Annotated in this window: 14 protein-coding genes; 11 read left to right on the top strand and 3 right to left on the bottom strand. The window is 71.0% G+C overall.

What is annotated here, in order from left to right; genetic code table 11:
• From WBP48_RS00090 to radA, 5 genes are all read left to right on the top strand, one after another.
• On the top strand, window positions 1–741 hold a 741-nt coding region (locus tag WBP48_RS00090; protein WP_424434246.1), incomplete at its 5' end, for an FAD-dependent oxidoreductase.
• Window positions 742–768: 27 nt separating this feature from the next.
• Window positions 769–1,443, top strand: coding sequence for an HAD family hydrolase (locus WBP48_RS00095; RefSeq protein ID WP_424434249.1), 675 nt, complete (start codon window positions 769–771; stop codon window positions 1,441–1,443).
• Window positions 1,440–2,657: a zinc-binding dehydrogenase gene (locus tag WBP48_RS00100; RefSeq protein WP_424434252.1), complete on the top strand. Its 1,218-nt coding sequence runs from the start codon at window positions 1,440–1,442 to the stop codon at window positions 2,655–2,657. The genes WBP48_RS00095 and WBP48_RS00100 overlap by 4 nt, the downstream gene beginning before the upstream one ends.
• A 56-nt stretch (window positions 2,658–2,713) precedes the next feature.
• Window positions 2,714–3,667, top strand: coding sequence for an L-lactate dehydrogenase (locus WBP48_RS00105; protein WP_424434255.1), 954 nt, complete (start codon window positions 2,714–2,716; stop codon window positions 3,665–3,667).
• 36 nt (window positions 3,668–3,703) lie between these two features.
• Window positions 3,704–5,056, top strand: a complete 1,353-nt coding sequence (radA, locus tag WBP48_RS00110; RefSeq protein WP_424434258.1) for a DNA repair protein RadA — start codon at window positions 3,704–3,706, stop codon at window positions 5,054–5,056.
• Between the two features lie 167 nt (window positions 5,057–5,223).
• Here the strand turns inward: radA and WBP48_RS00115 are convergent, their stop codons facing one another.
• On the bottom strand, window positions 5,224–5,634 hold the full coding sequence (locus WBP48_RS00115; protein ID WP_424434261.1) for a dehydrogenase: 411 nt from the start codon (window positions 5,632–5,634) through the stop codon (window positions 5,224–5,226).
• Window positions 5,635–5,942: 308 nt separating this feature from the next.
• A complete protein-coding gene (locus WBP48_RS00120; RefSeq protein WP_424434264.1) occupies window positions 5,943–6,602 on the bottom strand; it encodes a hypothetical protein in 660 nt (219 codons plus the stop codon).
• Between the two features lie 172 nt (window positions 6,603–6,774).
• On the opposite strand from WBP48_RS00120, the gene WBP48_RS00125 reads away from it, so the two are divergent.
• Window positions 6,775–7,146 (top strand): hypothetical protein, encoded by a 372-nt coding sequence (locus WBP48_RS00125; RefSeq protein WP_424434267.1) that lies wholly within the window; start codon window positions 6,775–6,777, stop codon window positions 7,144–7,146.
• 2 nt (window positions 7,147–7,148) lie between these two features.
• Here the strand turns inward: WBP48_RS00125 and WBP48_RS00130 are convergent, their stop codons facing one another.
• Window positions 7,149–7,685 (bottom strand): amino-acid N-acetyltransferase, encoded by a 537-nt coding sequence (locus WBP48_RS00130; protein WP_424434270.1) that lies wholly within the window; start codon window positions 7,683–7,685, stop codon window positions 7,149–7,151.
• Window positions 7,686–7,758: 73 nt separating this feature from the next.
• Between WBP48_RS00130 and WBP48_RS00135 the strand changes: the two genes are divergently transcribed.
• From WBP48_RS00135 to WBP48_RS00155, 5 genes are all read left to right on the top strand, one after another.
• The gene (locus tag WBP48_RS00135; RefSeq protein WP_424434273.1) at window positions 7,759–11,031 is read left to right on the top strand and encodes a DUF2126 domain-containing protein; all 3,273 of its coding nucleotides are present in this window, start codon (window positions 7,759–7,761) and stop codon (window positions 11,029–11,031) included.
• Window positions 11,028–13,538 (top strand): circularly permuted type 2 ATP-grasp protein, encoded by a 2,511-nt coding sequence (locus WBP48_RS00140; protein WP_424434276.1) that lies wholly within the window; start codon window positions 11,028–11,030, stop codon window positions 13,536–13,538. Before WBP48_RS00135 ends, WBP48_RS00140 begins: the two co-directional genes overlap by 4 nt.
• On the top strand, window positions 13,535–14,440 hold the full coding sequence (locus WBP48_RS00145; RefSeq protein WP_424434279.1) for a transglutaminase family protein: 906 nt from the start codon (window positions 13,535–13,537) through the stop codon (window positions 14,438–14,440). The genes WBP48_RS00140 and WBP48_RS00145 overlap by 4 nt, the downstream gene beginning before the upstream one ends.
• A 70-nt stretch (window positions 14,441–14,510) precedes the next feature.
• The gene (locus WBP48_RS00150) at window positions 14,511–15,518 is read left to right on the top strand and encodes a zinc-binding metallopeptidase family protein (RefSeq protein ID WP_424434282.1); all 1,008 of its coding nucleotides are present in this window, start codon (window positions 14,511–14,513) and stop codon (window positions 15,516–15,518) included.
• A 47-nt stretch (window positions 15,519–15,565) separates the two neighbouring features.
• Window positions 15,566–15,947 (top strand): hypothetical protein (locus WBP48_RS00155; RefSeq protein WP_424434285.1); only part of this gene is annotated, 382 nt, incomplete at its 3' end.

Here is a 15,947-nt window from a genome sequence, read left to right on the forward strand (position 1 = left end):
GTATGGCGCCTGGCTCCCGTCGTCGGCGCGGTCGGCGGCATCCTCCTCACCGAGGACCTGCAGGTCGACCCGCGTGAGGCCGGTCCCGCCATCGCGGCGCACCTCGCCGCCGCCGGAGTGACGTTCCTGTGGCGCACCGCCGCGTTCGGTGCCGAGCCCGGAGTGCTGCACACGTCGCGCGGCGAACTGCGCGCCGACGCGATCGTCTTCGCGGTGGGAAGCGACGTCGACCAGCTGTTCCCCGCCGTCGCGGCCCGGCACGAGGTCGAGCGCTGCGGCCTGGATATGCTCCTGACCGACGGCGTGGGACTGAAGCTGCCACTGCTGACCGGCTCATCGATGCTCCGGTACTCCGCCTTCGCGACGGCGCCGTCGGCGCACGCGGTCCGCGAGCGCTACGCCCGCGACGAGCCCGATGTCCTCGTGTTCGACATCAACCAGATGTACACCGAACGCCCCGACGGCACACTCGTCGTCGGGGACACGCACACGATCGACACGGCGATCGCCCCGTTCCAGGACGAGCGGGCGTTCGCCGCGCTGCTGCGCCTGGCAGAGGCGATGTTCGGGCGGCCGTTGCGAGTGCGGCAACGCTGGCAGGGGGTCTACGCGCGGGCGCCGCGCGAGTTCCTGCGGGCCGCTCCCGCCGACGGCATCCGCGTCGTCTCGGTCACGAGCGGCATCGGGATGACCACCGGGCTCGGGCTTGCCGAGTCCGTCGTCGACGAGCTGTGGCGCTGAGACCGCACTCGTGCAGAGGAGGGGCACATGACCCGGATAGAGACCGTCGTGCTCGACATGGCCGGGACGACCGTCGTCGATGACGGCATCGTCCTCGACGCGTTCGCGCGCGCCTGGGACGAGCTCGCGCCGGGCGGCGTGGAGCGCGAGGACGCGATCGCGCACGTCATCGCGACGATGGGGCAGTCCAAGATCGAAGTGTTCCGCGTGCTCGTGGACGAGGATGCCGCACAGCAGCTCAACGAGCACTTCGAGCGCGCGCTCGCCGACGTCGTGCGCGAGGACCGCGTGACCGCCATCCCCGGCGCCGCGGACGCCATCCGTCGACTGCAGGCCGACGGACGCGACGTCGTGCTGACGACCGGCTTCTCGAGGGCGACGGCGGACGCGATCGTCGCAGAGCTCGGCTGGCAGCATCTCCCCGCCGCCGTCCTCACGCCCGCCGACGCGGGTCGGGGACGGCCCGCGCCCGATCTCAATCTGCTCGCGGCGCTGCGCACCCAGGTCTCCGCCGTCGCCGCGGTCGCGGTCGTCGGCGACACCGAGTCCGATGCGCGCAGCGGCGTACGGGCGGGCGCGGGCCTCGTCGTGGGAGTGCGCACGGGCGGTGTCGCCGACGACGCGCTACGCGCCGCGGGCGCGATGGAGGTCATCGACGCGGTCACCGAGTTGCCCGGTCTGCTGCAGCGGCTGGGGCGATGACCTCCGTGACGGGCGGTCCCGAGGTCGCCGCGGCCGACGGCTCCGCCCCCGCAACTCCCGCCGCCCCCGCGAGGACGCTGCAGCGGTTCTCGCCCGCGCCCGAGGCGCTCGTCTTCCGCGGCGCCGACGAGGGCTTCGAGCTGATCGCTGTCCCCGACGTGACCCTGCGCGAGGGCGAGCTGCTCGTGCGGGTCGAGCTCGCGACGGTGTGCGGCTCGGATCGGCACACCGTCTCCGGTGCCCGCATCGAACAGACCCCACTGGTCCTCGGGCACGAACAGGTGGGCCGGATCGCGGCGGTGGGCCCCGGCATCCCGCCGCGTACCGTCGACGATCGTCCGCTCGCGATCGGCGACCGGGTCGTCTGGGGCGTCGTCGTGCCCTGCCGCGACTGCCGGCTGTGCCGCCGCGGTCTGCCGAACAAGTGCCGTAACCTGCGCAAGTACGGGCACAGCCGCATGACGCGCGGGTGGGAGCTCAGCGGCGGATTCGCCACGCACGTGCACGTCGTCGCCGGCACCGATGTCGTACGCGTGCCCGACGACCTGCCGGCCGAGATGCTGGCGCCGGCGTCGTGCGCGACGGCGACCGTGGTCGCGGCGATCGATGCCGCCGCGCGACCCGTGAACGGCGAGATCGTCGTCGTCTCGGGGTGCGGGATGCTGGGCCTCACCGCTGTCGCCATGGCGCGCGAAGCGGGTGCGACGGTCGTGGGCATCGATCCCGATCCACAGCGGCGCGAGCGCGCAATCCGGTTCGGCGCCGCCACCGTCGCCGAACCGGGAGACTCCGCTCTCCGAGCCGCGATCCGCCGCGCGGCGGTCCACCGCGAGGCGAAAGCCGGCCGCGAGGTGGGACCCGGTCGCGAGGACGACCCGGAAGGGTTCGCCGTCGGCCTCGAGCTGTCGGGGGCGTCCACCGCGATCGACTCGTTGATCGCCACCGCGGACATCGGCGCGGTCATCGTGCTCGCCGGCAGCGTCTTCCCCGCTCCGCCCGTGCCCGTCCTGGCCGAAGAGGTGGTCCGGCGGATACTGACCCTCACGGGGGTCCACAACTACCGCGGGGAGCACCTGGTGCGGGCCGTCGCCTTCCTGCGACGCGCCGATCGGACGCTGTTCGCCTCGCTCGTGGCCGACGCCGTCGCGCTGCCGGAGCTGCCGCAGGCACTGACCGCACCGGCGAACGGGACGCGTCTCGGCATCCGCTCCTGAGTTTGACACGGTTATTTCCGGTCCCGCCAGCATCCCGCCACTGTCAGACTGGAGTCATGAGCGTTATCGAGAACTCGAAACTCACTGTCGTCGGTGCCGGAGCGGTCGGATCGTCCGTGGCCTATGCCGCCCTCCTCCGGGGTTCGGCCCGACATGTCGCCCTGTACGACATCGCCGCGGAGAAGACCGAGGCCGAGGTCCTCGACCTCGCCCACGGCTCCCAGTTCACCGGATCGAGCGACATCACGGGCGGTGCGGACATCTCCGTCGCGACGGGCTCGCACGTCGTGATCATCACGGCAGGCGCCAAGCAGAAGCCGGGGCAGACGCGCACCGAGCTCGCGGGGGTTAACGCGAACATCCTCAAGTCGATGATGCCCCAACTGCTCGACGTCGCCCCCGACGCCATCTACGTCATCGTCACCAATCCCTGCGACGTGCTCACCGTGCTCGCGCAGGAGACCACGGGTCTGCCGTCGCGGCGGGTCTTCGCGTCGGGCACCGTGCTCGACACCTCGCGTCTGAGGTGGAAGATCGCACAACGCGCCGGAGTGTCGGTCTCCAGCGTGCACGCCTACATCGTCGGCGAGCACGGCGACACGGAGTTCCCGCTGTGGTCGCACGCCACGATCGGCACCGTCCCGATCCTCGACTGGCAGCCGCTCGACGGTCAGCCGAAGTTCACGGTCGCCGAGCTCGACCAGATCGCCGTCGACGTGCGCGACGCGGCGTACAAAGTCATCCAGGGCAAGGGCGCGACGAACTACGCCATCGGGGTGACCGGCGCCCGCATCGCCGAGGCGATCCTGAAGGACGAACGTGCCGTCATGCCCGTCTCGACCGTCCTCGCGGGCTTCCACAACGTGAGCGGCGTCGCCCTCTCGGTGCCCTCGATCGTGTCGGCCGGCGGCGCCGAACCGATCCTGGAGACGACGTTCTCCGCGAGCGAGCTCGGGCTGTTCCGCCGGTCCGCCGACGCCCTGCGGGAGGTCGCCGACTCGCTGCGGTGAGCTTCGGGCGTCGGATGCCGGGGCTAGCCTGAACGCATGGCATCCAAGCGCGCGGCGACCACGAATGCGTACCGGTGCACCGAGTGCGGCTGGACCAGCGCGAAGTGGGTCGGCCGTTGCGGCGAGTGCCAGCAGTGGGGAACCGTCGTCGAGGCGACCGCCGCCCCGGTGCATGCCGTCGCGCCGCTGACGCCCGCCCGCTCGGCGCGTCCGATCACGACGATCGACACGCGCGAGACGTCGCGTCGCACGACCGGGGTCGGCGAGTTCGACCGCGTGCTGGGCGGCGGCATCGTGCCCGGGGCGGCGATTCTGCTGTCGGGCGAACCCGGTGTCGGCAAGTCGACGCTGCTTCTCGAGGTCGCGGCCCAAAGCGCACGCGCCGGCCGCCGCGTGCTGTACGTCAGCGCCGAGGAGTCGCTCGGGCAGGTGCGGCTGCGCGCCGAGCGCACCGGCGCGCTGCACGACGAGCTGTACCTCGCGAGCGAGACCGACCTCGCCACGATCCTCGGCCACGTCGATCAGACCCGACCGGCGCTGCTCATCGTCGACTCGGTGCAGACCGTCGCCTCGAGTCTCGTCGACGGCGCACCGGGGCACCCGAGCCAGGTGCGCGAAGTCGCCTCCACCCTCATCCGCGTCGCCAAGGAACGCGACCTGCCGGTCATCGTCGTCGGCCATGTGACGAAGGACGGCCAGGTCGCGGGACCGCGCGTGCTCGAGCACCTCGTCGACGTCGTCTGCCACTTCGAGGGCGACCGTCAGACGTCGCTGCGGTTCGTCCGGGCGCTCAAGAACCGCTTCGGCGCGACCGACGAAGTGGGATGCTTCGAGCAGACCAGTCGCGGCATCATCGAGGTCCCCGACCCCAGCGCGCTGTTCCTCGGCCACGGATCACGCGAACCCGGCACGTGCGTCACGATCGCGCTCGAGGGCAGGCGGGCACTGCCGGTCGAGGTGCAGGCGCTGACGCTCGCGCAATCCACCCCCCATCCGCGCCGCATCGTCAGCGGAGTAGACGCCGCGCGGGTCGCGATGGTGCTCGCGGTGCTCGAGAAGCGTGCCGGCATCACGGTGTCCAACCAGGACGTGTACGTGTCGACCGTCGGCGGCGTGCGCCTCGCGGAGCCCGCGGCCGACCTCGCGATCGCGCTCGCCGTCGCGAGTGCCGTGACGAACCGTCCGAACCCCGCGAAGCTCGTCGCCATCGGCGAACTGAGCCTCGCCGGCGAGGTCCGTGCCGTCACACAGCACGACCAGCGCAAGGCCGAGGCGGTCCGACTCGGGTACCGGTCGGTGATCGACACGGCATCCCGCAGTCTCGGTCGCGCGCTGGACGCCCTGCCGCATCGGCATCCGGGCGAACCGGGCGACGATCCCGGGTTCTAACTCGAAGGTCTCGCAACATGTGCCAGACTTTCTCGCCCCACGGCGCGGCAGCGCCCCTGAAAGGCTGATGCGAAAGTCTCGCCTTCCCGAGGCAGGTTTCCTCGTCCCACGGCGCGGCAGCGCCACTGAAAAGCTGAGCCGACGGCGGCGGGCGGGCGCCGTGCGCTTCACGCGTCGAGATCGAGCGCGGCGATCAGATCGGCGGGGGTGGCCTGCAGCGGATGCGGGCCCGCGATGTCGAAGAAGACCGTCGTGATCTCGTCCTGGTGCGCGCCGAGGAACGCGCGCAGCCACGCGGGCGACTGCAGCGCCACCGACGACGGGAGGGCTGCGGGCTTGTGGAGGGCGTCACTGAACAGCAGGAGCGCGACCTCGCCCGTCTTCGGGTCGCGATAGGTCCACACCTCGCCGGAGTCACGGGGATCATCCCGCTGTCCGGGACGCAAGAGGGGGACGACGGTGGGGCCGTGGCGCAGCGCGAAGGCAAGGGCGGCCATGTCCTGCGTCTGCAGCGCGTCGGCCAGCTGAGTGTTGCGGAACTCCATCGGGGTGGGCTTCGGGCGCTTCTTACCGACCATCGCCCCAGCTTAGGATCGCATCGTCCCGCGAGGGGGCCCTCTCGATCCTCACATTGGGGACTGGGAGGATCGAGAGGGCCAAGCTCACTGAGCGGAGTGTCCGGGAATGCCGGGCCACTGGGGTTTGGCGCCGGCGACCGCCGCGGGGACGACGGGGACTCGCGATTCAGGAACTACCTCAAGGGTACGCACGCTTGCGGTCGTCTGGGCGACTCCGCCGCGCCCATCACATGAGAATCCTCTCAGAAAGCGGCATGGTGGCGCCGACGAGAGGTGGTGCACCGCCTCGGGCACCGTTCCACCGCAGTTCACCGGAGCTGGAACACCCTGGTATCGGCCGCCTCGATGCCGCCGATCGACACCGACAGGTGGAAGTACCCGGCCGGAGCCTGCGGGCGGGCGCCGTCGCAGGTCTCGACCGAGGAACGGCTGCGATCCCACGTCACCGGGGTCACGCTCGACACCGTCTGTCCCGCCTCCAGCTGCACGACCTGATCGCTCGATTCGGTCTGGCAATCGGTCGAGCGCCACCACGTGTCGCTGCCGCTCGTGATGACGAACGACTGCGTCGCCGTGCCGACATTGATCAGGCACGGGACGGTGGACTCGTTCGACAGTGTGATCGACAGTTGCGGCAGCTCTCCCGCGCCGTAGGCGTCTTTGTCCGTCACGGCCTGCACCGAGATGTCCGCCGTGGAACACGCCGTGATCGCGGGTTCGGTCGCGGTGGTCGTGGGCTCCGGCGTCGGCGACGTCTCGGTGGGGGTCGGCGTGGGAGTGGCTGCCGTGGGCGTCGCCGACGTCGTCCTCACCACGGGAGTGGCGGATGCCGATGGTGCGGGCGCTCCGTTCCAGGGCTGCCAGATCGCGAGCACGACGCCCGCGACGATCGCGAGGAGTACCAGCACCACGACCAGACGCCGGCGCCGGTAAACGGCGGGCGAGAGACGGCGGGTCGGGCGTGTCACCCCTCCAGGCTAGGCCCCCATCGCCCGTTCACCGGTGCCGCGCGGTCTTCATCGCTCTGTCCACAGGTGGCGGTTTCCGCGAACTGTCCACGGACCGGGCAGATCACCCTCACCCGGTGCGCGCCGCCATAGCGTGAGTGACAAGCCCCATTCCAGGGGGCACAATCGAGAGGTGGGGATCGACATGACCGAGGTGCAGAGCTGGGTGCTCATCGGCGTGTTCACGACGCTCATGCTCGGGTCGCTGGCCGCGATGACCGGCTACTTCCGGTATGCGTTGGCGTCGTCGCTGGAGGGCCTCCGCGGCGAGCTAAGAGCCTCGACCGACGGCCTGCGAAGCGAGATCCAGAGCGTCCGAAGCGAGATCCAGAACGTCGAAGAGACGCTGCGCGCCGAGATCGCGGCATCCGAGGCGCGCACGGTCACCAAGATCGCCGAGTCAGAAGCGCGGACGGGGGCCAAGATCGATGCACTCGATCGCGACGTGCGGGCGCTCACTCGCCACGTCTTCGGCGACGACCGGCCCCGCGCGGCGGGCGCCTGAGACTACAGGCTCTTGAGCATGCGCGTGTTGCCGAGCGTGTTGGGCTTGACGTGCGCAAGGTCGAGGAACTCGGCGACACCCTCGTCGGGGCTGCGCAGCAGCTGCGAGTAGACGTCGGGGTCGACGACCTGCTCGCCGATGGGCGCGAAGCCGTGCCTCGTGAAGAAATCGACCTCGAACGTCAGGCAGAACAGCCGCGTCAGACCCAACCGGCGTGCCCGCTCCTCGAGGTCGGCGACGATCGCACCGCCCACACCGCGGTGCAGCCAGCCATCCGCGACGATGAGGGTGCGGATCTCGCCGAGGTCCTCCCACATCACGTGCAGCGCACCGCAGCCGACGAGCTCGCCACCCGATTCCACGACGACGAACTCCTGCACCGACTCGTACAGCGTCACGACCTCTTTGCCCAGCAGCACGCGTCGCTGCACCCACGGATCGAGCAGCGCCAGGATGCCGCGCACATCGGAGGTCCGGGCCCGTCGCACGAGGACGGGCCCGCGTACGGCACCCGTCGGTTCCGTCGCCGCATGGGTCACCGCACCACTGTAGCTTTTCGCGGACGCACCCGCCGTAATGAGCCCGCAACAGCGATAGGCCACGCTGGAACCCATGTCGATCAAGGTCGCCCTCGAGCACTACACGGGTTATCGCTTCGCCCACCCCGTCAAGGTCGGGCCGCACGTCATCCGGTTACGTCCCGCCCCGCACGCCCGCACCCCGCTCGAGGCCTACTCGCTCGACATCCGCCCGGCGAACCACTTCCTCAACTGGCAGCAGGACCCGTTCGGCAACTGGCTCGCCCGCGTCGTGTTCCCCGAGCGGGTCGAACAGCTGGAGATCACGGTGGGGCTCGTCGCCGACATGATGGTGATCAACCCGCTGGACTTCTTCATCGAGGAGTACGCGGAGCGCTTCCCGTTCGCCTACGAGCCGTCGCTGAAGGCCGACCTCGCGCCGTACCTGCGGCCCGTGTCCGACAGCGTCCGCGCCGAGGCGTGGCGCGACGGCCTGATCGAGATCCCCGACGACGGGATGCCGACGGTACAGTTCCTGTCCGAGGTGAACCGGGCGGTGAACGGCGCGGTGGCCTACAGCGTGCGGATGGAGCCCGGCGTTCAGACCCCCGATCACACGCTGCAGGCGGGAATCGGCTCGTGCCGCGACAGCGCGTGGCTGCTCGTGAGCCTGCTGCGCCAGTACGGACTCGCGGCGCGGTTCGTCTCGGGGTACCTGATCCAGCTCACCGCCGACGAGAAGTTTCTCGACGGGCCGAGCGGACCCGAGGCCGACTTCACCGACCTGCACGCCTGGGCGGAGGTCTACATCCCGGGCGCCGGCTGGATCGGCCTGGACGCGACGAGTGCCCTGTTCGCCGGCGAAGGACACATCCCCCTGTCGGCGACGCCCGACCCGTCGTCGGCCGCGCCCATCACCGGAGTCACCGAGCCGGTCGAGGTCGAGTTCTCGTTCCACAACGAGATCCGCCGCATCCACGAGGACCCGCGCACCACCCGCCCCTACACCGACGAGCAGTGGACACGGATCGACGCGCTCGGCGAGGCCGTCGACGAGCGGCTGCGCGAGCAGGACGTGCGCCTGACCCTCGGCGGCGAGCCGACGTTCGTCGCCCTCGACGACGCGACCGCGGCGGAATGGAACACGGATGCCGACGGGCCGCAGAAGCGGGAGCGCGCCGACGACCTCGCGGCGCGGCTGCGCGAGACGTATGCGCTCGGCGGCATCGTGCACCGCGGCCAGGGCAAGTGGTACCCCGGCGAACCGCTGCCGCGGTGGAGCATCGCGATGTACTGGCGCACCGACGGCGAGCCGCTGTGGCAGCACGGCGAGCTGTTCGCCGACCCGTGGCAGGATGCCGAGGACCCGGCATCCGCCCCGGCACGCGCCGAGGCGCTCGCGGCCCGGCTGACCGAGGTACTGGGACTGCCGTTGGATCAGCTCCTGCCCGCCTTCGAGGATCCCCTCGCGGCACTCGCAGCGCAGGTGCGGCTGCCGGACGGCGATGCCCCCGACGATGTCGACACGGCCGAGCTCGACGTCGCAGCCCTCGACGCCGCCGTCACGACGCCTGCCGGATGGGTGCTGCCGATCACGACGGGCGAGCAGTGGACGTCGCCGCGATGGCGCTTCCGGCGCGGGCGCCTCGTCCTGACGCCCGGCACGAGCGCCGTGGGGCTGCGGCTGCCGTTGGACTCGGTGTCGTGGGACGACCCGGAGTGGGAGGGCGAACCGAGCTACCTCGAGGCCGCCGCACCGCTGGAGCCGACCCTCCCCGAGATCGCGGTCACAGACCCCGACGGCGCCCCGACGACGGCGCTGGCGATCGAGGCGCGCGACGGACACGTCCACGTGTTCCTGCCCCCCGTGTCGGAACTCGACGACTTCGCAGCCCTGCTGCGCGCCATCGAGCGCGCCGCCGTCGATACCGGGACGGCGCTCGTACTGGAGGGCTACACGCCGCCGCCGGATGCCCGGCTCACGCAGCTGAGCGTCACGCCCGATCCCGGGGTGATCGAGGTGAACGTGCAGCCGACCTCGCGGTGGGACGAGCAGCGGGCGCTGACCTTCGAGCTGTACGCGCAGGCGCGGCTGTCCCGCCTGTCGACGGAGAAGTTCGACCTCGACGGAACGCACACCGGCACCGGCGGCGGCAACCACATCACGCTCGGCGGCAGTCGACCGGTGGATTCGCCGCTGCTGCGCCGCCCCGATCTGCTCGCTTCACTCGTGACGTACTGGCAGCGGCATCCTTCACTGTCCTATCTGTTCTCGGGGCGGTTCATCGGGCCGACCAGTCAAGCTCCGCGCTTCGACGAGGGCCGCCCCGAAGCGGTGTACGAGATGGAGATCGCGCTGCAAGAGCTGCGGCGGCTGAGCGCCGAGACCGACGAGCCCCGGCCGTGGCTCGTCGACCGGGCCCTGCGCCACCTGCTCACCGACCTCGTCGGCAACACGCATCGCGCCGAGTTCTGCATCGACAAGTTGTACAGCCCGGATTCCAGCCGCGGGCGGCTGGGCCTGCTGGAACTGCGGGGATTCGAGATGCCGCCGCATCCGCAGCTCGCGCTCGTGCAGGCGCTGCTGGTCCGATCTCTCGTGGCGATGTTCTGGGACCGGCCGTTCGTCGCTCCCCTCGTGCGGTGGGGCACGGCTCTGCACGACGATTTCCTCCTCCCCCACGGCGCCCGGCAGGATATCCGCGCGGTGCTGGCGGATCTGCGAGCGCACGACATCCCGTTCGAGAACTCGTGGATCGAGCCGTTCACCGAGTTCCGATTCCCGCGAATCGGTCTGACCCGCCTGGGCGGCCACGCCGTGGGCACCGGCCCCATCCGTCTCGAGCTGCATCAGGCGATCGAGCCGTGGCACGTCCTCGGCGAAGAGGCCAGCGGCTCGGGGACGAGCCGTTACGTCGACTCGTCCCTCGAGCGCGTCCAAGTGACGGTCGCCGGCATCGACCCGGCGCGGCACCTCGTCGTGTGCAACGGGGTCGCCGTGCCGCTCACACCGACGGGCGTCGTCGGCGAGTTCTACGCCGGCGTGCGCTACCGCGCCTGGCAGCCGTGGTCGGCGCTGCACCCCTCGATCCCGGTCCACGCGCCGCTCGTGTTCGAAGTGGTGGATGCCGGCGCCGCCACCAGCCTCGGCGGCGCCACGTACCATGTCGTGCACCCGGGTGGCCGTGCCTATGCGCATCCGCCGGTCAACGCGAACGAGGCCGAGGCGCGCCGCTCCGGCCGGTTTGAACCCCTGGGCCATACACCCGGTAGGTTCGATGTGGCGGCGGCGCGTGAATCGGGGGCGCGGGCGGCCACGACCGACTACCCCCGAACCCTGGATCTTCGGAGGGTTCCCCCGGCGTGAGTGTGCTCCGTGACTACGCCTCTGCGGTGTCCCAGCCGACGCTGCCCTTCGGCGCGTCCGACGACCTGACGGCCCGCTACGACGAAGTCATCGACGCGGAGGGCTCCCTCCGGCCCGCCTGGAAGGCACTCGCCGCCCAGGCGCTCGCCCTCACCCCGATGGAGCTCGACCGCGTCTCCGGTGAGATCGCGCGTTTCCTCGCCGATGACGGCGTCTCGTATCTGCGACCCGGCTCCGGAGCCGTCCCGTGGCAGCTCGATCCGATGCCGCTCGTCATCGACGCCGCCGACTGGTCGAAGCTGGAGGTGGGCGTCGCCCAGCGCGCGGAGCTGCTGAACGCGCTGCTGACGGACATCTATGGCCCGCAGGAGCTGCTGCGCTCCGGCATCCTGCCCGCGTCGATCGTCGTCGGACACGCCGGCTTTCTGCGTCCGCTCGCGCGTCCGAGCGCTTTCGACCCGCATCCGCTGCTGCTGTCGGCGGCCGACCTCGGCCGCGACGCCCACGGGAGGTGGCACGTTCTCGCCGATCGGGTGCAGGCCCCGTCGGGCCTCGGATTCGCCGCGGAGAACCGGCGCGTGCTGTCACAGGTCCTGCCCGAGCTCTACCAGGAGCGCGGGCTGCACCGGATCGACCCGTACTTCGCCGCCCTACGGGCCGCGTTCCTGTCGGCGGCTCCCAAAGGCCTCGAAGACCCGCGCATCGTCATCCTCTCCCCCGGCACGCTGAGCGAGACCGCGTTCGACCAGGCGTTCCTCGCCGGCGCCCTTGGCCTGCCGATGGTGCAGGGCAGCGACCTCGTCGTGCATGACGGCCACGTGTGGATGAAACCCGCGCGCTGGCCGCGCACCGCTCCGACCGAGCGGATCGATGTCATCGTCCGGCGCGTGGACGCGGACTTCTGTGACCCGCTGGAGCTGCGCGGCGACTCGCGGCTCGGAGTCGCGGGGCTCACCGAGGCCGTGCGCCGCGGGACCGTGCGGATCGTCAACGGGCTGGGCTCGGGAGTGCTGGAGAACCCGGCGCTGCTGCCGTTCCTGCCTGCCGCGTGCGAGCGGCTGCTCGGCGAGCGGCTGCGCCTGCCGTCCGCGCCGACGTGGTGGTGCGGCGACGACGACGACCGCGCTTTCGTCCAGACCCGGATCGCCGCGGACGACCCGAACCTCATCGTGCGGCCCTTCGACCAGCCCCGCAAGGCGGTCGCCGACCTGTCCCCGGCCGAGCTGATCGCGCGCATCGACGCGGCGCCGCACCGGTTCGTCGGCCAGGAACTGCTTCCCCTGTCGCAGACGCCCACGTGGAGCGCCGGGGGGCGCCTGGAGGCGCGTCCGCTGATGTTCCGCGCCTTCGCGCTGCGGTACGGGTCGACGTACCGCCCGCTGGCGGGCGGGCTCGTCACAATGCGGAAGACGCCCGAGTCGGCGCCGCGGGCCCAGGACGTGTGGGTGCTGAAGGCGGCCGAGAGCGAGCCTGATCAGCATCTCGCCGAGATCACGCCGCTGCCGACCATGCGCACGATTCCGGCGCTGGCGCCGCGGGCTCTGGCGGACCTCTTCTGGACCGGCCGGTATGCGGAGCGGACCGAGGACCTGTTGCGGCTGCTGCTGAGCGCGCAGGCCCGCTTCGACGAGGTCGGCGCCGGCGACCGCGATCGCAGCGTCTCCGTGTTGCTGGACGTGCTGCGCATGCTCGCCGGGCGCCGCTACGACGACACCGACGCGGAGTTCCGGTCGCTGCTGCTCGATGCTGATCGCCCCGGTTCGGCGGGTCACTCGATCGCGCGGCTGCGCGATGCGATGGAGGCGGTGCGCGATCAGCTATCCGTCGACACGTGGCGCGTGTTCTCGAACATCGATCGAGCGACGAGATCCCTGGAGCAGGCTCCCCACGCGCACCGCACGGCCGAGTCGGCGGGCCGGATGCTCGCGGCGATGCTGTCGCTGTACGGCGTGACGGAGAACATGATCCGCGACACCGGCTGGCACATGATCAAGACGGGTCGGTACCTCGAACGCGGCCTGCAGCTGTGCCACCTGCTGCGTGTCACCGCGACCGAGCAGGTCGATCCGCTCACCGAGCGCGATCTGCTGGATTCGCTGCTGCTGGCGGCGGAGAGCGTCGTGACCTACCGTCGGCGGTACCGAGGGGCGATCCGCATCGCCGACGTGCTGGAGCTGCTGCTGGTGGATGCCGAGAACCCCCGTTCGCTCCTGTTCGCCGTCGGGCGCCTGCGCGTGCACCTCGGAGCCATGCCGGCATCCACCGGGTCCAGCCGTGCCGAGCGGTTGCGGGAACACCTGCAGACCCAGCTGGAAGCGCTCGACGGCGTCGAACTCGCACACCTCGCAGACGGGCGCGGCGAAGCTCTGACCCCGTTCCTGTCGTCGATCGTCTCCCAACTGGAGCAGCTGTCCGACGCCATCAGCCAGCTCCACTTCGCGAGCGGTCCCCCTCCCGTGCCGATGTCCGAGCTCGATCTCGACGAGGTCACGGAGGTGCGCGCATGATGCGCTACACGGTGTGGCACCGCACGGCGTACACCTACACACGGCCCGTGCAGGACAGCGTCGGCCTCTTCCACCTCGTGCCGCGAGCACTGCCGTGGCAGCAGGTGTCGGCATCCGCCGTGACGGTCGACCCGGCGCCCGGCGACATCGCACCGGACCTGGACTACTTCGGCAACTCGGCGACCTACTTCCACGTGACCGACCCGCACCAGGAGCTGACGATCGTCTCGCGCAGCGAGGTCACAGTGCATACGCCGGCGTACGACGCCGCCGCCCTCTGTCTGCCGTGGGAACAGGCACGTCCGCTGCAGCATCCCCACCTCGACGGCGCGTGGCGAGCGGCCGATTTCGCCCTGGAGTCCCCGCGCGCCGCTCACGTTTCCGAAGCCGCGGCGTATGCGCGGGAGTCGCTCACCCCCGGAAGGCCCGTCGGGGAGGCCGCCACGGATCTCATGCGCCGGATCTTCCGCGACTTCACCTATGACTCGACCGCCACGACCGTCACGAGCACGGTCGCCGACGCCATGCGCAAGCGCGCCGGCGTCTGCCAGGACTTCGCGCACGTCGCGCTCGCGTGCCTACGGTCCCACGGCGTCGCCGCCCGATACGTGTCGGGCTACCTCGCCACGCGACCCGCCCCGGGCAAGGACCGGGTCTTCGGCGCGGACGCCTCGCACGCGTGGATCGCGGTGTGGCTGCCGGGCACCGACCAGTGGCTCGCGATCGACCCGACCAACGACCAGTGGGCGGGTGAACGCTACATCACGGTGGCGTGGGGACGGGACTACGGCGATGTGTCCCCCGTGAAGGGGATCATCTATACGAAGGCCAAGAAGTCGACGCTGCGGGTGCAGGTCGACGTGTCGCCGCAGGAACCCGCGGCGACCGCCGCCCCGAGCTGACTCGGCCCGCGGCCGGGTGGACGGCCGCGCCACGTGTACGCGGCGCCGCGCACGTGCGAGAGTGGGAGTCGTGAAGGCTTATCGCTGCCGGGTGTGTGCCAACGCCCTCTACTTCGAGAACTCGGTGTGCGTGTCGTGCGGCGCGGCGCTCGGCTACTCCCGCGCCGAGCGCGCCCTCGTGCCCGTCGACGACGCCGGACGATACGTGGATGCCGAGGGGCTCATCTGGCACGTGTGCCGCAACCTCAATCTGTCCGGGTGCGCCTGGCTGGCTCCGCTGGAGGGAGGTCAGTGCGCGGCGTGCGACCTGACCCGCACGCGTCCCTCCGATGACGACGTCACCGGGCTGGTGGAGTTTCCGGTCGCCGAGCGCGCGAAGCGGCACCTGGTCGCCGAGCTCGACGCGCTCGGCTTCCCGGTCGTCAGCAAGCTCGAAGACACCCAGGGCGGGCTCGCCTTCGACATGCTCTCCTCGAGCAACGCGAACGTGCTGATCGCGCACGCCGACGGCATCGTCACGATCGACCTCGCCGAGGGCGTCGACTGGCGCCGCGAGAAAGTGCGCGAGCAACTCGACGAGCCGTATCGGACGATGCTCGGCCACCTTCGTCACGAGGTCGGCCATTACTACGAGTGGCGGCTCGTCGAGTTGCCCGGTGCCGAATCGGGTGGCGAGGTGCTGGATGCCGCGCGAGCGCTGTTCGGCGACGAGACCTCGTCGTACCAGGAGGCGGTGAACCGGCACTACGAGCAGGGTCCGCCCGCCGGGTGGGGCGAGCACTACATCTCGTCGTACGCGACGATGCATCCGTACGAGGACTTCGCCGAGACGTGGGCCCACTACCTGCACATCTGCGACACGATCGAGACCGCCGTCGAGTACGGCCTGCTCCCGGCCGCCGACCTCGTCGGGCATGCTCGGTTCCGTGACCTCGTCGCGAACGTATGGATCCCGCTGTCGACGGCGCTGAACCTCGTCAACCGGTCCATGGGCAAGGACGACCTGTATCCGTTCGTCCTCCCGGACACGGTCCTGGACAAACTCGACTTCGTCGCGTCGCTGCGTCCGGCATCCTGAACCACTGCGGTTCGGCACCTCCCAGGTGCCCTGGTATCCTCGGGCGCGTGCCCACCGCGCCGACCACTCGAGCAGCGCGCCGCCGCAAGAGCATGCGTCGGCGCCGCGCGCTCGCCGCCACCATCTCCGTGATCATCGTCGCAGCGCTCACGGTCGGTGTGTTCGGGTTCGTCCGCTCCCTCGGCGAGCGACAGCATCCATCGTCCACGCCCACCCCGGCGGCCCGCGCGGCGGCGACGCAACGGGTTCTGGCGCAGCCGAGCTCTGCGGTCGCGGGACCGAGTTTCGACACGACCGCCGCCGCCGCCGAGGCGGTTGCCGTCCTCGGCGACTACTCCGACGCCGCCCGCGCCACCGAGGACGCGCTCTATCAGGCGGCGGCGGACCTCCGCGCCGCGACGACGGCCGCCGATGCCGATGCCGCCCTGG

It is taken from the genome of Microbacterium sp. (assembly GCF_049661145.1).
Lineage (GTDB): Bacteria > Actinomycetota > Actinomycetes > Actinomycetales > Microbacteriaceae > Microbacterium.